The 22,778-nt window shown below is 48.2% G+C and carries 18 protein-coding genes and 1 pseudogene; 14 read left to right on the top strand and 5 right to left on the bottom strand.

The window, feature by feature from the left end; translation table 11 throughout:
- The first annotated feature begins 180 nt into the window (after nucleotides 1-180).
- The 4 genes from NIES593_RS18530 (at nucleotide 181) to NIES593_RS18515 (ending at nucleotide 4,770) form a co-directional block, all read left to right on the top strand.
- A complete protein-coding gene (locus NIES593_RS18530; protein WP_073600983.1) occupies nucleotides 181-546 on the top strand; it encodes a response regulator in 366 nt (121 codons plus the stop codon).
- A gap of 8 nt (nucleotides 547-554) precedes the next feature.
- Nucleotides 555-1,091 (top strand): chemotaxis protein CheW, encoded by a 537-nt coding sequence (locus NIES593_RS18525; protein WP_073600982.1) that lies wholly within the window; start codon nucleotides 555-557, stop codon nucleotides 1,089-1,091.
- Between the two features lie 178 nt (nucleotides 1,092-1,269).
- Nucleotides 1,270-3,876 (top strand): methyl-accepting chemotaxis protein, encoded by a 2,607-nt coding sequence (locus NIES593_RS18520; protein WP_073600981.1) that lies wholly within the window; start codon nucleotides 1,270-1,272, stop codon nucleotides 3,874-3,876.
- A 99-nt stretch (nucleotides 3,877-3,975) separates the two neighbouring features.
- Nucleotides 3,976-4,770 carry an MlaE family lipid ABC transporter permease subunit gene (locus NIES593_RS18515; RefSeq protein WP_073600980.1) on the top strand — a complete coding sequence of 265 codons (795 nt, stop codon included), beginning with the start codon at nucleotides 3,976-3,978 and terminating at the stop codon, nucleotides 4,768-4,770.
- Here NIES593_RS18515 and NIES593_RS18510 read toward each other — a convergent pair.
- Nucleotides 4,740-4,976, bottom strand: a complete 237-nt coding sequence (locus NIES593_RS18510) for a zinc ribbon domain-containing protein (RefSeq protein ID WP_073600979.1) — start codon at nucleotides 4,974-4,976, stop codon at nucleotides 4,740-4,742. The two genes, NIES593_RS18515 and NIES593_RS18510, sit on opposite strands and share 31 nt — an antisense overlap.
- 139 nt (nucleotides 4,977-5,115) lie before the next feature.
- Between NIES593_RS18510 and NIES593_RS18505 the strand changes: the two genes are divergently transcribed.
- A complete protein-coding gene (locus tag NIES593_RS18505) occupies nucleotides 5,116-6,642 on the top strand; it encodes a sensor histidine kinase (protein ID WP_073600978.1) in 1,527 nt (508 codons plus the stop codon).
- 215 nt (nucleotides 6,643-6,857) lie between these two features.
- Nucleotides 6,858-7,160, top strand: coding sequence for a hypothetical protein (locus NIES593_RS18500; RefSeq protein WP_073600977.1), 303 nt, complete (start codon nucleotides 6,858-6,860; stop codon nucleotides 7,158-7,160).
- Nucleotides 7,161-7,170: 10 nt separating this feature from the next.
- Here the strand turns inward: NIES593_RS18500 and bioD are convergent, their stop codons facing one another.
- The gene (gene bioD, locus NIES593_RS18495; protein ID WP_073600976.1) at nucleotides 7,171-7,851 is read right to left on the bottom strand and encodes a dethiobiotin synthase; all 681 of its coding nucleotides are present in this window, start codon (nucleotides 7,849-7,851) and stop codon (nucleotides 7,171-7,173) included.
- A 267-nt stretch (nucleotides 7,852-8,118) separates the two neighbouring features.
- On the opposite strand from bioD, the gene NIES593_RS18490 reads away from it, so the two are divergent.
- Complete coding sequence (locus tag NIES593_RS18490) at nucleotides 8,119-9,111, top strand: ribose-phosphate pyrophosphokinase (RefSeq protein ID WP_073600975.1); 993 nt, start codon at nucleotides 8,119-8,121, stop codon at nucleotides 9,109-9,111.
- Between the two features lie 56 nt (nucleotides 9,112-9,167).
- On the opposite strand, the gene lepB is transcribed toward NIES593_RS18490, so the two are convergent.
- Nucleotides 9,168-9,767: a signal peptidase I gene (gene lepB / locus NIES593_RS18485; RefSeq protein ID WP_073600974.1), complete on the bottom strand. Its 600-nt coding sequence runs from the start codon at nucleotides 9,765-9,767 to the stop codon at nucleotides 9,168-9,170.
- 148 nt (nucleotides 9,768-9,915) lie between these two features.
- On the opposite strand from lepB, the gene NIES593_RS18480 reads away from it, so the two are divergent.
- The 3 genes from NIES593_RS18480 to NIES593_RS18470 all read left to right on the top strand — a co-directional run bounded on the left by NIES593_RS18480 (nucleotide 9,916) and on the right by NIES593_RS18470 (nucleotide 13,657).
- The gene (locus NIES593_RS18480; protein ID WP_073600973.1) at nucleotides 9,916-11,223 is read left to right on the top strand and encodes a dihydroorotase; all 1,308 of its coding nucleotides are present in this window, start codon (nucleotides 9,916-9,918) and stop codon (nucleotides 11,221-11,223) included.
- A gap of 260 nt (nucleotides 11,224-11,483) precedes the next feature.
- The gene (locus NIES593_RS18475) at nucleotides 11,484-12,479 is read left to right on the top strand and encodes an L-lactate dehydrogenase (protein ID WP_073600972.1); all 996 of its coding nucleotides are present in this window, start codon (nucleotides 11,484-11,486) and stop codon (nucleotides 12,477-12,479) included.
- A 65-nt stretch (nucleotides 12,480-12,544) separates the two neighbouring features.
- A complete protein-coding gene (locus NIES593_RS18470; protein ID WP_073600971.1) occupies nucleotides 12,545-13,657 on the top strand; it encodes a calcium/sodium antiporter in 1,113 nt (370 codons plus the stop codon).
- Between the two features lie 16 nt (nucleotides 13,658-13,673).
- Here the strand turns inward: NIES593_RS18470 and NIES593_RS18465 are convergent, their stop codons facing one another.
- Together NIES593_RS18465 and NIES593_RS18460 are read right to left on the bottom strand one after the other, a co-directional pair.
- A complete protein-coding gene (locus NIES593_RS18465; protein ID WP_073600970.1) occupies nucleotides 13,674-14,654 on the bottom strand; it encodes an aldo/keto reductase in 981 nt (326 codons plus the stop codon).
- Nucleotides 14,655-14,843: 189 nt separating this feature from the next.
- Nucleotides 14,844-14,951, bottom strand: a pseudogene (locus NIES593_RS18460) (IS200/IS605 family transposase); the annotation flags it as partial.
- A 240-nt stretch (nucleotides 14,952-15,191) separates the two neighbouring features.
- Between NIES593_RS18460 and NIES593_RS18455 the strand changes: the two are divergent.
- The 4 genes from NIES593_RS18455 to NIES593_RS18440 all read left to right on the top strand — a co-directional run bounded on the left by NIES593_RS18455 (nucleotide 15,192) and on the right by NIES593_RS18440 (nucleotide 22,621).
- A complete protein-coding gene (locus NIES593_RS18455) occupies nucleotides 15,192-16,232 on the top strand; it encodes a fatty acid desaturase (protein ID WP_073600969.1) in 1,041 nt (346 codons plus the stop codon).
- 210 nt (nucleotides 16,233-16,442) lie between these two features.
- Complete coding sequence (locus tag NIES593_RS18450) at nucleotides 16,443-17,417, top strand: alpha/beta hydrolase (protein WP_073600968.1); 975 nt, start codon at nucleotides 16,443-16,445, stop codon at nucleotides 17,415-17,417.
- Nucleotides 17,418-17,856: 439 nt separating this feature from the next.
- The gene (locus NIES593_RS18445) at nucleotides 17,857-20,124 is read left to right on the top strand and encodes an AMP-dependent synthetase/ligase (RefSeq protein WP_073600967.1); all 2,268 of its coding nucleotides are present in this window, start codon (nucleotides 17,857-17,859) and stop codon (nucleotides 20,122-20,124) included.
- Between the two features lie 97 nt (nucleotides 20,125-20,221).
- Complete coding sequence (locus tag NIES593_RS18440) at nucleotides 20,222-22,621, top strand: 3-hydroxyacyl-CoA dehydrogenase/enoyl-CoA hydratase family protein (RefSeq protein ID WP_073600966.1); 2,400 nt, start codon at nucleotides 20,222-20,224, stop codon at nucleotides 22,619-22,621.
- Nucleotides 22,622-22,778: the final 157 nt, after the last annotated feature.

Below are 22,778 nucleotides of genomic sequence, written 5' to 3'. Positions count from 1 at the left end.
AAGTTGGGCACATTATATGTGTATCGATTATTTTCAGTCGAGTTAAGTTTAATGTATTGTGTTTAAAGTTAAACATGTTAAAACTGTCAATGCCTAAAAAAGCCAATTCTAACAAATACAAGCTCGGTGTCAGTCACTAAACGTCAATTTTATGTCATTGGATAATTTAGATGGGGGATTATGAGCGAAGTTCTGGTTGTAGAAGATAGTCCTACACAACAGCAGATAATTTTAGATTTACTCAAAAATAGCGGGTTAAAAGTGACTATCGTTCAAGATGGGGTTGAAGCATTAGAACACGTTCAAAAATACAATCCCAACCTAGTCATCTTGGATATCGTCATGCCTCGGATGAATGGCTACGAAGTTTGTCGGCGGCTCAAATCCGACCCAAAAACTAAAGATGTGCCAGTAATTCTCTGCTCTACCAAAGCCGAAGAATTCGATCGCTATTGGGGAATGAAACAAGGAGCAGATGCTTACATAGTCAAGCCTTTTCAACCAGTAGAACTACTTGGAACTATTAAACAGCTAATGAGAGGATAATAGTACCAATGATTGGAAATCCGGAATTTTTCACCGGAAACGAGCGCAATTTAGCCCCCGAACTCCAGGAGTTAAAAACGCCTGAAGGAGAGCTTTACCTTCGATTTTACCTACCTTCTAGCGATGAATTTGCCCTTCCAGCGACGGGAATTATGGAAGTCATGCAACAACCGACCGATCGCATTACGCCAATTCCCAACTCCTCTCCCTTACTATTGGGAACAATCAATTTACGGGGTCAAGTCATTTGGGTAGCCGACTTAGGACAATTTTTAGGAGATCCGGCGGTGTTAAACACCGATAGAGCAGAAATTCCGGTAATTGCGATCGAAGATCAAGAAATGATTCTAGGCTTAGCGATCGAGCGGCTGGGAGAGATGGACTGGCTGGATGCGGAACAGTTGCAAATGCCAACCAACGTTCCCGATCGCATCGTGCCCTTCGTCAAAGGGGAGTGGGTTTTAAAAGACGATTCCTCACCCACTCAAATTTTACGAGTTCTAAATCACGTAGCAATTTTACGTTCGGCACGGTGGGCGGCATGAATCAGTAACCAGTGACCAGTGACCAGTAACCAGCAAGTAAGGAACTGGGGAGCGGGAGAGGATAGGGAGGATGGGAGAGATCGCAACACAACGATATCTACAATTGATAGCTAACACCTATTAACTGGTAACTGATAACTGATAACTGATAACTGATAAAAACCGTGGAGAGAGGTAAATGGCACCAGAGACCAATTATACACAATTATACGAACAAGCTCAAACAGCTTATCTAGAAGCTGATTATCCACAAGCAGCTGCAATTGTAGAGCGCTTGGCAACAGAGTATCCAGGCGATCCCAACGTATTGTTGTTGCGAGGTCATATCTATCTAGGCTTGCACCAATACGCTTTAGCAAGCGAGCAATATCGGGCAGTTTTAGAACTGACCGAGGAGCCAGAATGGGTTGAATACGCTCAAAAAGGTCTAGAACAAGCGCAACAGATGCACTTAGCCGAAGCAGACAATTTTGCCGACGAAGAAGCGACAGGATTTACCCTCAACGAATCAGAGCTGAGCGCAACCGACCTATCTTCAGAGGAGAATAATAGCTTTCCCCGCTGGCAAGAGGAGTCTGATGGCATTACCTGGGAAAACAATATCTCAGGTAGCGAGATAGATTGGGACAGTTCTGTCTTTGATGAAGACGACGCGGGAGAGCCAACAGTCGGACAAGTACAATCCTTCGACAATTCTTTTGAAAACGACCTCGATGCCAATTTTGAATCTCCCGGCGAGCCATCTGAGGTTTCTTACGATCCCCCTTTTGCGCAATCAGACGATCCGGATACCGCCCTCAATTGGCAACAACTAGAGGAAACCCCTCCCGAATTTTCTTTCGCTCAAGAAGATCGCACGGATTACAGTTTTTCCCCATCTCAAGCCATCGGAGAACCGACTTTTGTCGTCGGCACCGATTCTCAAAACAACTCTTTACAGACCTCGAACGAGCAAGCAAAAGATGAATTGAACGAGGAGGGGGCGATCGACAACCCCAGTGAAAATTTCTCGCTTGAAGAGTCTCAAGATCGATCCGCCTACGCAGTTACCAGCACTGAATCGAGCGAAAGTTTCCTAGATAATTTAGATGCCCTGCCCGATGACGGATTAGAGGACATAACCAGATTCGACCTGACAGACGTTGCCGCAGACTTTTCCGATTCCGAGTTATTTACCTCTGCTAGCCCGGAGTTGAGCGGCAATCTCAGTTCGGGAATGTCTCAACCCTTGGCTTCCAGTGGTGGAACGGGTCTGGCGAGTTGGGGCGAGGGAGAGAGCAGTGCCGCTCTCGGTTTAAGCGGGATTTCCGAACAATTTATCAAGCCGACTGTTGAGGTTAGGCAAGGGAAACTCGCAAGATTTCTCAATGCTTCCTTGAGGCAAAAACAGTGGATTATCGCCGGAGCAGCAGGACTGACTTCAGCCTTAGCCGTCCTCCTGACGCTTGGCATCGTCTCCTCTACAGCGTCTGGAGAGGCTAAAAAAACCCTTTCCCCTGTTGGCGGGACGGGGTTGTTAATGACATTAGTGACAGGGGCGGCTAGCTTAGGTACGACGGCATTCTTAGGACAGGTGGCTGCCAGTCAAGCCAAGCGCTCTAGCGACGACCTGCAAGCCCAGTTCGATGCAATGACAGCAGGCAATTTTAACGTTAAGGCAACGGTATACTCGGAAGACGAACTGGGGCAACTAGCGGCAAAATTCACTCAGATGGCGCGGGTAATTGCTACAACGACCAGCGAAGCCCAACGGCGAGCAACTGAGATGGAACAAGCAAAGGAAGACTTGCAGCGCCAAGTAATTCGTTTGCTCGACGATGTAGAAGGAGCGGCGCGAGGCGACCTGACGGTAGAAGCGGAAGTGACTGCCGACGTGCTGGGAGCGGTTGCCGATGCTTTCAACCTGACCATTCAAAATCTGCGAGAAATCGTCCTCCAGGTAAAAAATGCTGCCAAGCAAGTAAACAAGGGATCTACCGATAGCGAACTGTTTGCCCGCAACCAGTCTAGCGATGCGCTGCGAATGGCGGAGGAATTGGCAGTGACGCTCAATTCGGTACAGATGATGACCGAATCGATTCAGCGCGTTGCCGAAAATGCTCGCGAAGCCGAAGAAGTTGCCCGGTCGTCATCGGTCACTGCTCTCAAGGGCGGCGAAGCAGTAGAGCGAACGGTGGCGGGCATTCTGCAAATCCGCGAAACGGTATCGGAGACGGCGCGCAAGGTGAAGCGCCTCGCCGAAGCGTCTCAAGAAATTTCTAAGATCGTCGCTTTGATTTCTCAGATTGCTTCTCGTACCAACCTATTAGCACTCAACGCCTCGATTCAGGCGGCAAGAGCGGGAGAAGCGGGCCGGGGTTTCGCGATCGTTGCCGATGAAGTGCGCCAGCTAGCCGATCGCTCGGCAAAATCGTTGAAGGAAATCGAGCAAATCGTTCTACAAATCCAGAGCGAAACTGGCTCGGTTATGACCGCTATGGAAGAAGGCATCCAACAGGTGCTCGACGTAACCGACAAGTCAGAGCAGGCAAAGCGATCGCTCGAAGATATTATTGAGGTATCCAACCGCATCGATACGCTAGTGCGATCGATTACTGCCGATACGGTCAAGCAGCGAGAAAACTCTCGCTCGGTAGCTCAGGTTATGCAGGCAGTAGAATTGACCGCTCAGGAAACCTCTCAAGAGTCTCAGCGAGTGGCTGGTTCTTTGCAAAACCTGGTTAGCATCTCTAGAGAACTCCTAACCTCGGTGGAACGTTTCCGCGTCGAGAAAGGCGAGAGCTAGAATAGAAAATCTTGCTATTGTTAGTTTTAATCAATAGAAGTATTGTATGACCCTACACTACCGTGTAAATAGCGACGAATTGCTAATTTTAAAATTGAGATGGCTAATTCAACAACCCCTAGAGGCGGTCTGCAAGCGTGGTTCGAGCGATCGATCGCAGCTTGCTTTTTGGCAGGACAAGTATTTCTGCACCTGCTGAGAGCCAAAATCCACCGACGAAACACCTTCGATCAAATGAGTATTGTCGGACCGGAGTCTTTGACGATCGCGCTGTTAACTGCTGCTTTTGTTGGAATGGTATTTACTATCCAGGTGGCACGAGAATTTATTTACTATGGGGCGGGAACGACGGTAGGAGGCGTGTTAGCGATCGCCTTGACGCGAGAATTAGCCCCAGTTCTCACTGCCGTTGTCATAGCCGGACGAGTGGGATCGGCTTTTGCGGCTGAAATTGGAACGATGCGAGTGACGGAGCAAATTGACGCGCTCTACATGCTTAAGACCGACCCGATCGATTATTTGGTCTCGCCTCGCGTTCTGGCTTGCTCTGTGATGATGCCAGTTTTGACGATCCTATCTCTAATTACTGGGATGACGGGAGGAATGTTTATGGCAGATGCTTTATACGATATTTCTCCGACGGTTTTTCTCAGGTCTGCTCAAAACTTTCTTCAGGTTTGGGATTTATTCAGTGCGGTAATTAAATCGGTTGTCTTCGGCGCGCTAATTGCCATTATCGGTTGTAGTTGGGGATTGACGACGACAGGCGGCGCAAAAGGAGTCGGGCAATCGACGACGACAGCAGTGGTAACAGCTTTGCTGTCAATTTTTATTGCCAACTTTTTCTTGTCTTGGTTGATGTTTCAGGGAACGGGTAGCACTGCGATCGAGTAGACCGAACTCGCTTCTTGCGTTCGTTCTAAAAGATGGTCGATCGCAGCGGCAACATCTCTGGGAGCTGTATAATTACAGCGATCGCATCTATGAGTGCGTTGAGACAAACTTTTCTTTTGTCTATTTCCACATTTAGGGCAATCCTGAGTGGTGTAGTGTAGAGCAACAGTGCGAATAGGAACGCTTGACAACCAACGACTAACCATCTCCTATCCCTAATCACTCGGCACAAAGAACGGAGATTGCGAATAAATCGTTCGGTTCTACTGATACGGACGAAGGGAAAAGGCAGGTACTATCGTAGGTGAGAAAAGAATGCGGTAAATTGCTGCTTGTAGGAAGTCAATGGTCGTACAACAGGGATTATGGCGAAAACTCAGCGATGTTTTCAACAGCCAAGAAGCGGCTAATTTAGATGTTCGTGCGCCTCAGAGCGAGCTAGACGCGATTTATCCCTATTCGAGCAAGCAGATAGCCAGAGCAAAGCTGAAAGCGCAAAAGGAATGGTTTGGAGCGATCGCGGCACTACAACAGTTATTATTATCTTCGATCGATGCTTCGCAAACAGATTTACAAGGCTCGATCTTATCCGCCCCCGCGCCCATTTTAAGCCATGTAGATCTGATTTCTCGCTTTCAGACTGGAATTTTTCTGCCACAAGCGCTCAAAACTCTGGCGCTAATGCCCTGTCAGCAATCTGTTGCCCAACAAATTCTACAACATGACATTACAGGCGCGATCGCGGAACTGCCCCTCTTGCCGAACGATCCTATCGCCAGCGAGCAGTTTTGTTTGGCACTGACTCCCAAGTTTGGGTTGCTGATGGTTTTGGGAGAGGACGCTACGGGACTCCCTACCTTTCAATTTTCGTTTGAACCAGAAACAATCGAACGGGCATGGTCGCTCTTGCGATCGCACTTATATCTTGCCAAGTACCATCAATTGGAGCAACTCGATCGCGCCTTCGAGAAATTCAGACCGCCAACGCCCGATTATCGTCTCGTTACAGATTTTAGCCATCTGCTGCTCAAGCATTTACCCGAACTGCCAACCCTAGAGACGAAAAGAAACCGCGCGATCGAGACAGTCAGCGAGAAAAACGAAAACATTTTCCTGTTCGCTAATCGGCGCTCCAAACAGCAGTCTCGACAGATCGATGAAGCTTGTGCGACTGATTCTCCAGAGATCGAATTGCTACAAGCACTTACCCATGAGATCCGCACTCCCCTGACGACCATTCGCACGATGACGCGATTGCTCCTCAAGCGTTCTAGCGAATTATCGCCGGAAATGGTCAAGCGATTAGAAACCATCGATCAGGAATGTACCGAGCAAATCAACCGTATGGAGCTAATTTTCCGAGCGGCAGAGTTTAAAACCACTCCCGTGCGAGAAAAACAAGTTCAGCTCGTTCCTATCTCTCTCGAACAAGTCTTTCAACGAAGTATTCCCCTTTGGCAAAAACAAGCACAACGGCGTAGCGTCGAACTCGATGTGGTCGTACCGAAAAAACTGCCGCAGGTAGTCAGCGATCCGGCTATGCTAGACCAAGTACTAACTGGATTGATGGAAAAATTTATCCGCAGTTTGCCCACGGGAGGACAAATCCAAGTTCGAGTGACGACGGCAGGAAATCAACTAAAACTGCAATTTTATACTCAGTCCGTCTACCCAAATAATGCCCTCAAAGCGTTGGGTCAGTTGCTGATGTTCCAACCGGAAACGGGCAGTCTGAGTCTGAGTTTAGACGTTACTAAAAACCTTTTCAATGCCTTGGGCGGCAAGCTGATCGTGCGCCAACGACCCCAACAGGGAGAGGTTCTAACCATTTTCTTACCCTTGGGAGGCGAGCGATCCAAAGGCAGAATCTAGGGTATCACTCATAGGTATAGCGAGCGGTGCGTTAGCTTTTGGACAATGCCCTGACGGATTTACCGTTTTGCAGGCGATCGGGCGCGATTGTCTCTGTATTTATGGTTAAACTGCGCCAAGCTTCAAAAATAACGGACATAACACGCTTTATTAAAAGTCACCACTTAAGTTAAAGTATGGTAGCTAGTAACCTTTTGTAACAAAACTGAAAAACTATGAGTAAGGTAGATAAGCAGCTTCCACTTGCTCCTCTCAATTGCGAACGATTGGCGATACAAATGTTTCCTCTGGGCATGTCACCAGAAGAATACGCAGCGCGATATGCCGCAGATTGGTATTGCTTTTCTTTCAATCGCTACTGCTATCGCGATCCCGAACTGAATAGATGGATTCAGCGATTGGGAGAAATCTTCTCGACACCAGCCTTATTGGCTCAATGTCAAGAGGAAATGCTATCTTCTGAAGAATTAGTAAAAGTCAGACAGCGCTTGTTAGAAAACTTTTATAAGGAAATTTAAGTTGCAATTGCTACCAAGGCAAAAATTTCTCCAGGGCTAAATTCGACGCAACTAGAGCCAGCTTTTTCAGATCGTTGCGATCGCTCAGATAGGGCAAAACGCCTAAAACGGGAATGCAAGTCAAAGATTCCAGCAACTCGATCGGCGTCCAATCAGCTAATTGTTGTTCGGTACAGGGTTGGACACAATTGAGGACAATGCCTTTGAGATCGATTCGGCACTGACGGGCGAGAGCGACATTAGCTACGGTTTGGGCGATCGCGCCTAATTTAATCGGCACGACTAAAACGACGCTCAAACGCCATTCCCCAGCTAGATCGGCTACCGTTAGTTCGTGAGTCACTGGAGAACCTAGCCCGCCTAAAGCTTCGACTAGGACGAAATCTTTCTGTTGCCCTAATCGCCTAAATTCTTGCCAAACTTGTCCTAAGTCGATGTCGCGACCTTCTCGTTCTGCCGCTATAGGAGGAGCGACTGGAGTTTGAAAACGTAGAGGGGCGGCGATTTCGAGCGATGGACTGCTGCCAAACAGTTCTTGGTAAAACTCCCGATCGCCAATGCCTGTCTCGATGAGCTTCATCAGTCCCAGACTTTTATTCGGTTGGTAGATTTGCCAGTAAGCTGCTAAAGATGAGGTTAAGACTGTTTTGCCCACCTCGGTATCCGTTCCTACGACCAGTAATGCTTTCATCAAAGGGTTATTGGTGTCGATTAGAATTTTAAGTTTAATGTTTATTTTTTCAGATTTGATGGGAACTTTACCAATAGGCAAGCAATCCCTTTGGTTTGTCAGCTCATTTCCCTCTCCAGAAAATCAAAAAAAGCTAAATAGATTGAACATTTATGTCGGAATTTAAAGAATAGATTGGCTATGATTGAGAGTGGGAAAAATTTGTCTCAGAAATCCTAAAAACCTGAGATGATAAAAATGCCATAAGTTGAGGGAAAAGAATCCGCCGTGAGCTATACTGCCACTTTGCTCTTTTCGCCGACATCACAGCCTGCGTCGGACAATAACCGCCTGCGTTTATTTTCTGGTTCGGCTAACGTTCCTCTAGCCCAAGAAGTAGCTCGTTACTTGGGCATGGACGTAGGACCAATGGTTCGCAAGCGGTTTGCGGATGGGGAGCTATACATTCAGATCCAAGAATCGATCCGAGGCTGCGATGTCTATCTAATTCAGCCCTGCTGTAAACCCGTTAACGATAACCTCATGGAATTACTGATCGCGATCGATGCCTGTCGTCGAGCCTCGGCACGGCAGATTACTGCCGTAATTCCTTATTATTGTTATGCTAGAGCGGATCGCAAAACAGCGGGGCGAGAGGCGATTACTGCCAAATTAGTTGCTAATTTAATTACTGAAGCTGGCGCCGATCGCATTTTAGCGATGGATTTACATTCAGCCCAAATTCAAGGTTATTTCGATATTCCTCTCGATCACGTTTATGGTTCTCCGGTATTAATCGATTATTTAGTCAGTAAAAATCTCTCAGATCTCGTAGTCGTTTCGCCAGATGTTGGCGGCGTTACCAGGGCAAGGGCATTTGCCAAAAAATTAGACGATGCTCCCCTAGCCATCATCGACAAACGCCGTCAGGCACACAACGTCGCAGAGGTCGTCAATTTAATCGGCGACGTTAAGGGAAAAACCGCTGTTTTGGTAGACGACATGATCGACACGGCAGGTACTATCTCAGAAGGAGCGCGATTGCTGCGCCAAGAGGGAGCCAGACAAGTTTACGCTTGTGCGACTCACGCGGTTTTCTCCGAACCGGCTATCTCGCGCCTCTCTAGCGGATTATTTGAAGAAGTAATCGTTACCAATACCATTCCCGTTCCAGAGGATCGACGGTTCGATCAGTTAACCGTGCTTTCTGTAGCGAACCTTCTTGGGGAAGCCATTTGGCGCATTCACGAAGATAGTTCGGTCAGCAGTATGTTCCGGTAGTTATTAGTTAGTAGTTAGTAGGTTTTGCTCCCAACAACTAACTACTAACAATTTTCCTATTTTCCTTGCGATGAATAAATTGGTTCTGGATCGATTCCTCCAAGACGATTGAAAGGCCAAAAACGCACGACTGCCCGCCCGATAATATTTTCTTTCGGCACGAATCCCCAGTAGTGGGAATCGTAGCTGTTGTTGCGATTGTCGCCCAAGACAAGATACTGACCCGGCGGGACTTTTCTCGGACCGTAATTGTAATTAGGCTTCTCTGCAATATAGTTCTCTGCTAAAGGCTTGTCATTGACATAGACTCGTCCATTTCTGACTGCCACTGTTTCCCCGGGAAGACCGATTACCCGTTTGATAAAAGCCTCATTGAAGTGTTGCTCTTTAAGCGTTTCTGTTGGCGAAAAAACCACTACATCTCCTCGTTCTGGTTCCCTAAAGTGATAGCTAATCTTTTCAATAATCAAGCGATCGTTAATTTCTAAGGTGGGTTCCATAGAAGAAGAGGGAATATAGCGCGCTTCGGCGACAAAAGTCCGAATTCCAAAGGCTAAAAAAGCTGCGGTAACGATGGTTTTGGCGATCTCTAGCCAGGGATTTTCCGGATGGGTTTGAGCGGTTTTCTTCGGCTCTTGATTGAGGCTTTCTGTCATAGTGTTTTGATGACCAGCAAGTAAATAAAAACGATCGAGTAGAATGAGTGGCGACAAAATTTGTATTTTAGTTTAGCGATCCCCCTGTCAACAGGAACTTTAAAGTATCATTGATTTTTTGGAACTCATACGCTTGGATAGCTCGCTTATGTTACTAATTCGCCAGTCCCGAATTCTTTTGCCTAACGACGAGTTTTTGATAGGAGACGTTTTAACTCAGGCTGGCAAAATTGTCCGGATCGCATCGGAAATTCCCGATACCGATGTTAGTACCATCATAGACGCAACGGGGTTAACTTTGTTGCCCGGAGCGATTGACCCCCAAGTCCATTTTCGAGAACCTGGATTAGAGCATAAAGAAGATCTGCATACGGCAAGTCGCGCCTGTGCCAGGGGGGGCGTTACCTCTTTTCTGGAGATGCCTAATACTCGCCCCTTGACAACCACCCAGGCAGCTTTGGACGATAAGCTGCAACGGGCTGCCCAGAAGTGCTTGGTCAATTATGGTTTTTTTATTGGGGCAACCCCCGAAAATTTGCCGGATTTGCTAGAAGCAAAACCGACGTGCGGCATCAAAATTTTTATGGGTTCCATGCACGGTCCTTTGCTAGTCAGTCGGGAAGAAGAATTAGAACCAATTTTTGCTAAAGGCAAGCGTTTGATTGCCGTTCATGCCGAAGACCAAGCAAGAATTGACGCTCGCCGCCAGAAATTTGCCGGAATTACCGATCCAGCCGTCCATTCTCAGATTCAGGACGAACAAGCAGCCCTCAACGCGACGAAATTAGCCATCAAACTCTCTAAAAAATATGAGCGTCGCTTACATATTCTGCACTTATCGACTGGGATAGAAGCCGAATTTCTCAGACAGGGTAAACCGAGTTGGGTGACGGCAGAAGTAACGCCGCAGCATTTACTACTCAATACAGAGGCCTACAAAAAGTTGGGAACGCTGGCGCAAATGAATCCTCCGCTGCGATCGCCCGAAAATAACGATATCCTTTGGAAAGCTTTGCTAGATGGCGTTATCGACTTTATCGCCACCGACCACGCGCCCCATACCCTAGAAGAGAAAGCCAAAGGCTATCCCAATACGCCGTCGGGAATGCCAGGAGTCGAGACTTCTTTGCCCTTGATGCTGACACAGGCAATGCAGGGACGCTGCACCGTCGCCCAAGTCGTCAATTGGATGTCAACGGCAGTCGCTAAAGCTTATAAAATTCCCAATAAAGGCGCGATCGCACCGGGATACGATGCCGATTTAGTCTTAGTCGATTTGGAGACTTATCGTCCCGTTCTGCGGGAAGAGTTGCAAACTAAATGCGGTTGGAGTCCCTTTGAAGGCTGGAATTTAACTGGCTGGCCCGTCGTTACGATTGTTGGGGGTCAAGTGGTTTACGAACGGGGGAAATTTGATCCCAACGTGCGAGGGAAGGCGTTGCGTTTTGAGGAGTAACCGAGATGATTTTGAATGAAAGTTTGTCTCTCAGGCACGGCGATTGGCAAAATTGATAGGCGATCGAACGAGTCGATCGCAGGAGTACCGAGCGGACGCGTCGGTTGCTAAGTAGGTACTTTTATTATCGCTCCAATGCGATCGCAGTCTCATTATGACCGCCGAAGGATGTTTAATAACAATAAATTCATCGAAGATTGCTAATACGCGATCGTTATTGTTCTCTCTAACACGAAGACTTTACCTTTACTTTATATGATATGTTTGAACAAATTTTTATCTCCAACCCCGATGCAGAAAAGCCCACACCGATTCGTCCTCGCAAAGGAGTTATCATCGGTGCGGGTCAAGTAGGCATGGCTTGCGCCTATTCGATGCTGATCCAAAACTGTTTTGACGAACTAATCCTGCAAGATATTGCTAAAGAACGGGTCGAGGGAGAAGTCATGGATTTGATGCACGGGATGCCTTTTATTTCCCCTACCTTTTTGAAAGCAGGAACGGTTGCCGATGCAGGGCAAGATGCAGATATTGTAATTATCACTGCCGGAGCCGCGCAAAAACCAGGACAAAGCCGTCTCGACCTGGTAGAACGCAATGTTGCTATCTTCAAAAAGATTTTGGATGACGTGGCACGATACTGTCCCAACGCCATCTTGCTAATCGTCACCAATCCGGTCGATATCATGACCTGCGTTACCCAAAAACTCACTGGATTTCCCAGTTCGCGGGTAATAGGTTCGGGAACGGTGTTGGATACGGCGCGTTTTCGTTCTCTACTGGCAGCAAAACTGGATATCGATCCTCGCAGCATCCACGCTTATATCATCGGGGAACACGGCGATAGCGAAGTTCCCGTCTGGAGTACCGTCAACGTCGCTGGCATGAAACTTCTCCCAAGCGACTGGGAAAGTCTTTCTATCGACGAGCAAAAAGAATTATGCGCTATCTTCGATCGCGTCAAGAATGCCGCCTATGAAATTATTCAGCGTAAAGGTTATACTTCTTACGCGATCGGTTTAGCCGTTACCGATATTGTCAAAGCGATTTTGCGCTCTCAAGAACGCATCTTGACGGTCAGTACTCTAGTACGAGGACTGTACGGCATCGACGATATTTGCCTGAGTTTGCCAACCGTCGTCAATGAAAAAGGAGCGATCAAAAGAGTCAAATTAGCTTTGAGCAAGACAGAAGAAACGCAACTGCAAAATTCGGCTAAAGTTTTGCACGAAGTTCTCGCTAAGCTCGACCTTTAAAGGATAGACAATATTCAATAAAAATCATTGATAAGAAGGACAACCCATAACCGTAAAATAAATTCATGAATTTTCTTACCTTTGTTTTACTGGTAGCGGGACTAGCACTGTTAGTCGTTGGCGCAGAGTTATTAGTGAAGGGGTCTTCTCGCCTAGCTGCCATGGTTGGGATTTCCCCCTTAGTCATCGGATTAACTATCGTTGCTTACGGCACTAGCTCGCCCGAAATGGCGGTGAGCATCATTTCTAGTTGGAACGGTAAAGCGGATATTGCTTTGGGTAACGTAGTTGGGAGCAATATTTTTAATGCCCTATTTATTCTTGGTATATCTGCCCTAATCGCGCCGCTAACCGTCGCTTTGCAACTCGTTCGTTTGGACGTGCCGATTATGATTGGCGTATCCGCCCTAACGCTAATATTTGGAGCCGATGGCAAGATTAGCAGAGTAGACGGCATGATTCTCTTCATCGGCGGCGTACTTTATACGATTTTCCTAATTTATCAAAGCCGCAAGGAACGCGATCGCGAAATTCAAGAAGAGTTTGCCCGGGAATACGGTCAATCGATCCGTTCTTCGGTAAAAGCGGGGTTGGTCAATCTAGCGCTCATTGCAATCGGTTTGGGACTGTTGGTACTGGGTTCAAACTGGCTGGTGGAGAGTGCAATTACTATTGCTAAGATATTGAACGTCAGCGACCTAATTATCGGACTGACGATTGTAGCTGCTGGAACGTCTCTTCCAGAACTAGCTACCTCTGCTATTGCCAGTTTTCGAGGCGAGCGAGATATTGCCGTCGGCAACGTCGTCGGTAGCAATATTTTTAACATTCTGGCAGTGCTGGGCTTGTCCGCCACCGTCTCGTCAGATGGCATTAACGTTTCTAATGCCGCCCTGCGGTTCGATATTCCGGTGATGACCGCCGTGGCTATTGTTTGCTTGCCCATTTTCTTTACGGGTTACCGAATTGGTCGAAGAGAAGGCTTGCTGCTTCTCGGCTACTACATCGCCTACGCTGTTTATCTGTTTTTGAATCAGACCGGGCACGCAAGCTTGCCCATTTTTAGCAAAGCGCTAGTCTTCGTCGTGATTCCGCTGACGATTTTGAGTTTAGCAATCTCGACCTCACAAGCCCTACATCGGCAGCGAGAGCGTAAGAGTAAAAGAAGCGGAACTTAAAGAAGTGTTAGAAAGTTTATTTGGTCTGAAAAATATTTTGTACCATCTTTTTGTCTGTATTCATCGCAGCGCGCTCCAACTCTGCGATCTCATTAGCGTCTAGTTGCCAACCCAAAGCACCGAGATTTTCCTTTGCCTGTTCGACGGTTTTTGCACCAGGGATGGGAATAGTTCCTTTACAGATACACCAATTAATGGCAACCTGCGACATAGTTTTGTTTCGCGATCGCGCGATCGCTCGCAAACACGACAAAAGCGGTTGAATTCCCGGCAAAAGCTGCCGAAACAGCAACCCTCGGATACCTTTTGGAAACGACCCCTTCTGAGAATATTTTCCTGTCAACAATCCCAACGCTAAAGGACTGTAGGCGATTAGTTTGATTCCTAGTTCGTCGCAAACCTCCTTGAGACCTAGTTGGGTAACGGGATAGGTAGAGAGGAGCGAGTATTGAACTTGCAGGGTGGAAATGGGAACGCCGCGATCGCTAAACTTTTTATACGCCCATCTCAGTCTTTTGGGTCCGTAATTGGATAAACCCACTCCCTTGACCAGTCCTTGCTCGTAGAGATCGGCAAGACCATCCAAGAGCGCTCCCTCCTGCCATGGCGCATAATTGGCTGTAGACCAATGCATCTGCACCAAATCTACGTTTCTGCCCAATCGCTTGGCAGAAGACTTACAAGCCGACACCATCGATTGGCGCGTCAATCTCCAAGGATAAGCGGCAAGCTTGGTGGCAATGCAAATATTTTCTTTGCCAGCGCCCAGATATTCCTTGGCAAAGCGTCCTAGCAATAACTCGCTTCTCCCATTCAATCTCCCAGTCCCATAAGAATCGCCCGTATCGAATAAAGTCACGCCCCTGCTGACACAAAGATCGAAGACGGCTTGCAATTGCTCGTCCATGCTTTCATCGTATCCCCAGAGCAAGCGGTTGCCCCATGCCCAAGTTCCGCAGCCCAGGGTTGGGAGGGAAAGTTTTTGGCTTGCGTACATCTTAACTCGTTGTAGTTCCTTTACACAAAATACGGACAGTAGAAAGCCAACAGGCTTTTAGCTGTTGGGACGGCGCTTTGTATGGCGACGCAGATTCGCCATCCGCGCCTCATGAATGCTACTCGGCACATTGTATGATCCGTACAAGGTACTCCGCCAAGTGAGCGGCGGAACCTGAAATGCACTTCGTCAATTTTTCCCTTGAGCAGCAATATATTTTTCTATCGTACTGCTAGATACGTTGCCAGCACTAGAAACAAAATCACTTCTTGTCCACGTACTAGGCATTTTCTTTAAATAAGGAAGAAATTAACTACTAAAATTCATCCCGCATTTAGGCAACGCCACAAATAACTTCTCTTGGCGTGTTATAACTGTAAAGGTTTTTTAAGCTTTCTAAGCTTAAAGACCCAAACAGCATTCGCGCAAGCGCGCAGCAAATTTCCTTGCTAAGTGCCTCGGTGAACTTGGCAGGGATTTTTACGAGGGTTTGTGCGATCGACACGCTTATTTTCCTATGGAGATTTCGTCTACTTCATGAGTGCAACGACAGAAAAATTTGCTAAGGCGTCGATTCCTTCAGTCAATGCCGACATTCAACTGAAAGACATCATTAAAACTCTACCGCGAGAGTGTTTTCAAAAAGATCGCCGTAAAGCTTGGTCATTCCTTTTTATTAATGTTTTAGCCGTCAGTCTTGGATACGTTGGCATTGCCACCCTACCTTGGTTTCTCTTACCTCTTGCTTGGATTTTTACGGGAACGGCTTTGACAGGATTCTTTGTACTCGCCCATGATTGCGGACATCGCTCCTTTGCAAAACGTCGTTGGGTCAACGATTGGGTTGGGCACATTATGACGCTGCCGCTGATTTACCCATTTCACTGCTGGCGCATCCTTCACGATCGCCATCACCTTCATACCAATAAGTTATTGATAGATAACGCATGGGATCCTTGGACGCTAGAGGATTATACTCAGACGAACCCCTTCGTGCGAAGATTTTACCAAGCCTTGCGCGGACGCTTTTGGTGGCTAGGTTCGATCGCGCATTGGGCAGTGCTGCATTTCGACTTATCCCAATTCCCAGAACGCGATCGCGCCAAAGTCAAAGTGTCGATCGCATCTGTCGTCATCTTTGCTGCCGTTTTCTTTCCTACTCTAATCGCGACGACTGGCATCTGGGGCTTCGTTAAGTTTTGGCTGTTGCCTTGGTTGGTATATCACTTCTGGATGAGTACTTTTACATTAGTGCATCACACAGCACCCAACATTCAGTTTCGTCCTGCTGAAACCTGGAGTGCCGCAGAAGCTCAATTAGCCGGAACCGTTCACTGCACCTATCCCCGTTGGGTGGAGTTTCTGTGTCATGATATTAACGTACACGTGCCACATCATATCTGCGTTGCCATTCCCTCCTACAATTTGCGAATGGCTCATGAGAGTTTAAAACAAAACTGGGGCAGCCACATTCAAGAAAGCAAGTTTTCTTGGGCACTAATGAAGGAAATAGGCGATCGCTGTCATCTCTATCACCCCGAAAAAGCCTATCAATCCTTTAAGGACATCCAGAGATAGCGATCTGACGGAGCGATCGCAGGGATTTGTACGATCGCTCTTGCATGAGTTAAATAGAATTTAGAATTAAAGATATGTATGCGATCGCGGCTGTGCTTCTCAACTTGGCATTGAATAGCCTCATCAACTCTTCGGAAAGGCGATCGACTAAAAATCTCGGCGCGAGTGCCCAGAGTGCAGCAAGGGAGAAGCTATTAGGGATAAATTGAGATGAAACACATCGAAGGGACTTTTCAAGGCGCTGGAGGACTGAGCCTCTATTACCAAAGCTGGTCTCCCCAGAATCGAGCTAAAGCCATTGTGGCTATCGTACACGGACTTGGCTCCCACAGCGGACTATTCGACGATGCGGCGCGGTATTTAATTGGGAAGGGTTACGGGATCTACGCTTTCGATCTGCGCGGTCATGGACGGTCGCCCGGACAGCGAGGTCATATCAATCGCTGGGCTGAGTTCCGAGAAGATTTGAGTGCTTTTTTGCAGCTGATTCGAGAACGAGAACCGGACTGTCCTCGTTTTCTGTGGGGACATAGTTTAGGCGGCGCGATCGCGCTAGACTATGCCTTACGATTTCCAGAAGGCTTACAAGGGATCGTTGTCACGGCACCAGCAATAGGAAAAGTGGGAGTCTCGCCGATAAAAATGGCGATTGGACGGCTGCTTTCGCAAGTCTATCCGCGCTTCAGCCTGAAACTAGGCATCGATCGCGATGCCAGTTCTCGCGACCCGAACGCAGTCTCTGCCTATGCCCAAGACCCTCTTCGACACGAATACGGCAGTGCCCGACTCGCTACAGAATTTTTGCAGACCGTCAATTGGATACAAAGTCACGGCTCGGATTTGCGCCTTCCTTTACTCATGCTCCACGGCAGCGCAGACCGAGTGACGCATCCAGACAGCAGTTGGGCTTTCTGCATGCAAGTGACTTTCCCAGATAAAGAATGTTACGAATTACCAGGCAGCTATCACGATCTCCACATCGATATCAACCATTATGAAGTGTTCGCAGATTTGGGAGAATGGCTAGAGCGGCATTTGCCGGGAGCTACCAATCATCAGCCACTAGCCCTTTGTGTCTCAAAATTGCCTAGCAATCGAAGTTTTCAGCCCTCCTGGGAACAAGGAACGATCGAGAAAAAAAAATTCTTTCTTATTCCTTCTTTCCTATTGCTTCGCCGATTGTAAAGCAACTCGATACAATTTTGGCGATCTTCTCAATTGATAAGCTACAGTAAGATTACGTACAAATTTACTGATATAACAAATAAGCTTGGCATGGCAGTGCTGAAGCCTTAAAACCCTTTTATTGTGTCCTTAATAGATACCAAATTAAAAGGAGAAACTAAAATTGCACTGGACTTGAGTAGCAAAAGTCGGTATTTAATAGCTGCTGAGTCCGATCGGTTACTTTTTTAGATGGTCGTTCGATCCCTTTCGAGCGACATAAAAACGAAATAATTCAATTCACAATAACGACTGAAAGCAAGACAAGTTGCATTAGAAGTTTGAAATAGCTTTTAATGCGTCAATCCCGCTCTATCAAAAAGGCTTCGACTGCAAGCAAGGCTCAAATTAAAGAATAACCGTTAGCGAGGGGAAGAGTTTTAAGCTCTTCTAGTTTGAGATGTTGCGGTTTGATAAGACTTACAAAGCTCCCCCTAACTCTGGAAAGGCAATCTTGGGGAGAACTTTGCCTTCCTTGCTCGATGAGGGATGCGATCGCGCTCCTAACGATCGCGCCTTCAATCAATGGAGTGAAGCAGGGTGGGAATCGCTCTCCAATCATGCCTTTCGGAGTGCAGCCGAAGAGGTGGCACTCGGTTTGTTAGAGTTGCCCCTGGACAAGGGCGATCGCGTTGCTCTGTTAATGCACAGCGATGTTAACTTTTGTTTAGTTGATATGGGTTGCTTGCTGGCAAACCTAATCGACGTACCGATCGACCTCACCCAGACGATCGAAAACATAATTTTTATCATGCAGCACAGCGAGGCAAAAGCGCTCGTTGTCTCCAACCTCGATTTGCTCGATCAAATCGTTCCTTACTTGTGGGATGCATCGACTCTTAAAATTGCCATCATTGCCGACGTTCCCACCAATTGGCAGCAATTGCGATCGCAACGGTTAAGCGATCGCAATGAGGCAACCCAGGAAACGAGCGATGTCAAGGAAATCCCTGTCACGGAATGTTTGGTGATTCCACAACTCCTCCATCGCCCGCGAGTCGATCGCCCTTGTCTGGAATTTCCGCCATGCATCCAACTCCTTTCCTTAGAGGAGGTTCGTGCCAAAGGTCGGGGTTGCAGTGGTGAAACCCACAGACAGCAACTGCGAGAGTCGCTGGAAGCGAAAATGCTAGCCACCATCATCTATATTCCCGGCTCGACGGGACAACTTCAGGGCGTTATGCTGACCCATGAAAACCTTTCTGCAAGTTCGTTGGCTGCGTTTACCAGTATTCCCGATTTGGCATTGGGAGCAAAAGAAGTTGCCCTTTCATTTTTGCCGCTAACGCACGTTTTTGCCCGTACCTTTGTCTACGGTCACATGAACTACGGGCATAGCATCTATTTTTCAAGCCCAAATCGGGTTATGAAGCATCTTATGGAAGTGCGACCGACGCTTTTTGCTACGGTGCCTCTGCTACTGGAGAAGGTTTACCACCATATCTTAGAAAGAGCAAGCAAACAATCAACGCGAGAAACTGTAGGCAAGAAAAAACGAGCAGCTAAGAGAAAATATAGTACAGCAACCTTACAAAGGTGGCTGAGGGCGAGAAAAGCGACGAAACGGCATATTGGGTGGTTATTCTCTCGTTTTAGCGTCTTTAAGATCGAGCTGCAATTCCTCCAAAATGCCCCGATTCAAAATATCGTTAACTGGGCGCTAAACCTAGCAAAACAGTACGAATTGGGACGAAAACCCAAGGCACTGTACGCCTTACAGCTTAAAGTAGCCGATCGCCTCGTCTTCTCGAAATGGCGATCTGTATTCGGAGGTCGTCTCAAATACCTGATTAGTGGAGGGGCAGCCTTAAAAGCCGGGATAGCTAACTTATTAGCAGCAGCCGGGATTATCATCCTACAAGGCTATGGTTTGACCGAGACGAGTGGGGCAGTTGCCTGCAATCGAGGGCAATTCAACCGGGCGGGAACCGTAGGCGTGCCCTTGCCTGGGGTAGAAGTCGCGATCGCAGAAGATAAAGAAATTCTCGTCAGGGGACCTTGCGTCATGCAAGGCTACTACAAAAAAACCGAAGCCACTCAAAAAGTCCTCGATGAGGATGGATGGTTGCATACAGGCGATTTGGGAGAATTTGACGAAGACGGTTTTCTTAAGATTACCGGTCTCAAGAAAAGTCCCTTCAAACTCTCCACAGGCAAGTACGTGACCCCAGAACCGCTGGAGGGCAAGCTAGAGAAATCTCCTCTAGTCTCAAAGGCGATCGCGGTAGGTGCCGAACGAAAATTCTGCGCCATGCTGATTTTCCCCAATCTAGATGCTTTGCACGAGCAAGCGCGAGCGATCGGACTCAACTTACCGACTGAAGCGCTTCTAAAGCATCCATGCATCCTTGCCCTCTACCAAGCCCTGGTAGACGAAGCCAATTGTCATCTGCCTTACTGGTCTACGGTTAAGCGCTTCAGTCTCGTCAACGCGACTTTAAGCGTTGAGAACGAAATGCTGACACCAACGGCAGAGGTTAGGCGTGCCAAAGTAGTCGAAGCATTTGCCAAGGAAATTGAGGCTTTGTACGCAGAGGAGACAACGCAAAGAAAACGTGACACAGAGGTACGGAAAATCGATGAAAATCCCATTCCAGAAGAGTTTCCATGTCCTTCTATTCCCACCGATGCTTGCCCAGTCTATGCGCGATCGCTCAATCATTATTAGGTCAGAAGGCAGAAGGCAGAGGAGGAGAAATCACTAACTACTAACCACTAACCAATGACCAATGACAAAGGACAAATGACCAATGACCGATCAAAACATGTGGAAGCCATTCCGAACAGTTGCCGTTCTCGGTGCGGGCGTGATGGGAAGCCAAATCGCGGCTCATCTCGCCAATGCGGGGATGACAGTTCATCTGCTCGATCTTGCTGCTGAGACGGGCAAGAAAAACGATTTGGTAGAAGCCTCCTTCAAAAAGGCTCTCAAATTATCTCCACCGATTTTATTTACCGAAAAAACGGCCCGTCGCATTATTCTAGGCAATTTTGACGAACACTTTCATCGCCTTGCCGAGGTCGATTGGGCGATCGAAGCGGTAGTAGAAAATCTGGAAATCAAGCAGCAGTTGATGGAACGATTGGAGAGTGTCGTCCGCGAAGATACCGTCATTTCTACCAATACTAGCGGGTTGCCCATCGGCGCGATCGCCAACGGGCGATCGGATGCCTTCCGCAAACGATTCTTGGGCACGCACTTTTTCAATCCGCCTCGCTATCTCAAGCTACTCGAACTCATTCCCACACCCGATACCGATCCGCAGGTACTCGAACGAATGCAGTGGTTCGGGCGGCTGCACCTGGGGAAAGGGGTAGTAGTGGCGAAAGATACCCCCAACTTTATTGCCAATCGCATCGGCATGTACGTGACGATGCAGGGGATACGAGCCTTAGAGGAAGGATATACCATTGAGGAAATCGATACCTTGACGGGCGCGATCGCGGGACGACCGAAGTCGGGGACGTTCCGGACGATAGATTTAGTGGGACTCGATACCCTAGTCTATGTTGCCAAGCATCTCTACCCCGCCATTCCCCACGATGAAAGTCGCGAGATCCTTCGCGTCCCCGAACTGCTGGATAAACTTGTAGAGGCTAAGGCACTCGGCACCAAAACAGGTCAAGGCTTTTACAAAAAGCAAGGGCAAGAAATTCTCTCCCTCAATCGGGAAACTCTCGCCTACGAGCCAGCGAAACCCCTGAATTTGGGCGATATCGATGCTATTGCTAAAATTCGCGATTTAGGCGATCGCCTGCGGGCACTCTATCGCGATCCGGGGCGTGCGGGTGCTTTCTTCCGTCGCTCCACCTTAGAAATGCTGGGCTATTGCGCTCGCCGCATTCCCGAAATTGCCAACAGTCCCGCCGAGATCGATCGCGCCATGCGCTGGGGATTCAATTGGGAACTCGGTCCCTTTGAAATCTGGGATACTCTTGGGTTCGATGTCGTCCTGGCAGATATGGAATCGGCTAGAATCGCCGTGCCAGGATGGGTCAAAAAAATGCGCTACGAGGGGATAACGGGCTTTTACCACACCGAAATCGGCAAGCACGAAGGCGCAGAGCGAGAAGTCTGTCGGGGTGAAGCCTGCTTCACATCTGGAGTGGTCATGTCCGATCGCGTTCCTATCCTGCTAGAAACGCCTATAGATGAAATCCATTTAGGCGTTATTAAAGCCGACTCAAACCGCACCCTTTGGCAAAACCCAGAAGCCGCCTTGCTGGACTTGGGTGATGGGGTAGTCTTGTACGAGTTCCGCTCCAAAGGCAATACCGTGAGCCAAAAGGTAATAGAGGGATTAGCCGAAGTGCTCGATCTCCTCGAAACTAGGGAGTTTCGCGGCATGGTTATCGGCAATGGCAGTGCTAATTTCTCCGCTGGAGCCAATCTCGCAGAAATGGGAAGGGCAGGGCTGTCGGGCAATTTCGACGCGATCGCAAACCTACTGGTCAAGTTTCAAAACCTGATGCAGCGAATTCAATATTTCCCCAAACCCATCGTCGCTGCGGTGCAGGGACGGGCGCTCGGCGGCGGTTGCGAGGTAGTTATGGCATGTCCGCAGGTAGTAGCGGCGGCGGAAAGCTATATCGGATTGGTCGAACTCAGCGTAGGACTCATTCCTGCGGGTGGCGGTACGATGCGCATGGCAATTTGGGCGGCACAACGAGCCGCGACGGACTCTCCCGGCGATATCGCGCCTTTCCTCAAACAAGTCTTTGAAACCGTCGGCATGGCAAGGGTGTCCAATAGTGGCTACGAAGCGCAAGAGCTTGGTTTCCTTTCGCCTCAAGCAAGGATTGTCATGAATGGCGATCGCCTCTTATTTGTTGCCAAAGAAGAGGTGTTGCGCCTCGATCGCGAGGGCTATACACCGCCACCCGAACGCAAAGCCGTCATGGTGCTGGGTCGTCCTGCCAGGGCAATGCTAGAGCATGGCGCTTACATCTTACAACAAGGCGGATTCATTAGCGAATACGATCGCTACCTCGCCAGTCGCTTGGCTTATGTTCTGACAGGGGGAGATCTGTCCGTTCCTTCTTTAGTGGATGAAAACTACCTGCTGCAATTAGAGCGAGAGGTGTTTGTGCCCCTTCTCAATCAACCCAAAACCCAGGAGCGAATTGCTCACGTGCTGAAGACTAAAAAACCTCTACGGAATTAGTAGGACGCGGGGAGGGGAGAATTCGCAATTCGCAATTTGGAAGTGGGCATCTTGCCTACGCGAGCGGGACTTTCCTCAACAATGAAATTGTCGCTGTTACTGAAGCTGACGATTGTAGTGTGGGCATCTTGTCTACGCGAGCGGGACGCTCGCACTA

This window comes from Hydrococcus rivularis NIES-593, from assembly GCF_001904635.1.
GTDB classification, from domain to species: Bacteria; Cyanobacteriota; Cyanobacteriia; order Cyanobacteriales; family Microcystaceae; genus Hydrococcus; species Hydrococcus rivularis.
This window is presented reverse-complemented; position numbering and strand designations above follow the sequence as displayed.

Bases quoted from the DNA above. Each gene is read 5' to 3' on its own strand.
- NIES593_RS18530 (WP_073600983.1), top strand. From the start codon at position 181: ATGAGCGAAGTTCTGGTTGTAGAAGATAGTCCTACACAACAGCAGATA.
- NIES593_RS18525 (WP_073600982.1), top strand. From the start codon at position 555: ATGATTGGAAATCCGGAATTTTTCACCGGAAACGAGCGCAATTTAGCC.
- NIES593_RS18520 (WP_073600981.1), top strand. From the start codon at position 1,270: ATGGCACCAGAGACCAATTATACACAATTATACGAACAAGCTCAAACA.
- NIES593_RS18515 (WP_073600980.1), top strand. From the start codon at position 3,976: ATGGCTAATTCAACAACCCCTAGAGGCGGTCTGCAAGCGTGGTTCGAG.
- NIES593_RS18510 (WP_073600979.1), bottom strand. From the start codon at position 4,976: ATGGTTAGTCGTTGGTTGTCAAGCGTTCCTATTCGCACTGTTGCTCTA.
- NIES593_RS18505 (WP_073600978.1), top strand. From the start codon at position 5,116: ATGGTCGTACAACAGGGATTATGGCGAAAACTCAGCGATGTTTTCAAC.
- NIES593_RS18500 (WP_073600977.1), top strand. From the start codon at position 6,858: ATGAGTAAGGTAGATAAGCAGCTTCCACTTGCTCCTCTCAATTGCGAA.
- bioD (WP_073600976.1), bottom strand. From the start codon at position 7,851: ATGAAAGCATTACTGGTCGTAGGAACGGATACCGAGGTGGGCAAAACA.
- lepB (WP_073600974.1), bottom strand. From the start codon at position 9,767: ATGACAGAAAGCCTCAATCAAGAGCCGAAGAAAACCGCTCAAACCCAT.
- NIES593_RS18480 (WP_073600973.1), top strand. From the start codon at position 9,916: ATGTTACTAATTCGCCAGTCCCGAATTCTTTTGCCTAACGACGAGTTT.
- NIES593_RS18475 (WP_073600972.1), top strand. From the start codon at position 11,484: ATGTTTGAACAAATTTTTATCTCCAACCCCGATGCAGAAAAGCCCACA.
- NIES593_RS18470 (WP_073600971.1), top strand. From the start codon at position 12,545: ATGAATTTTCTTACCTTTGTTTTACTGGTAGCGGGACTAGCACTGTTA.
- NIES593_RS18465 (WP_073600970.1), bottom strand. From the start codon at position 14,654: ATGTACGCAAGCCAAAAACTTTCCCTCCCAACCCTGGGCTGCGGAACT.
- NIES593_RS18455 (WP_073600969.1), top strand. From the start codon at position 15,192: ATGAGTGCAACGACAGAAAAATTTGCTAAGGCGTCGATTCCTTCAGTC.
- NIES593_RS18450 (WP_073600968.1), top strand. From the start codon at position 16,443: ATGAAACACATCGAAGGGACTTTTCAAGGCGCTGGAGGACTGAGCCTC.
- NIES593_RS18445 (WP_073600967.1), top strand. From the start codon at position 17,857: ATGTTGCGGTTTGATAAGACTTACAAAGCTCCCCCTAACTCTGGAAAG.
- NIES593_RS18440 (WP_073600966.1), top strand. From the start codon at position 20,222: ATGTGGAAGCCATTCCGAACAGTTGCCGTTCTCGGTGCGGGCGTGATG.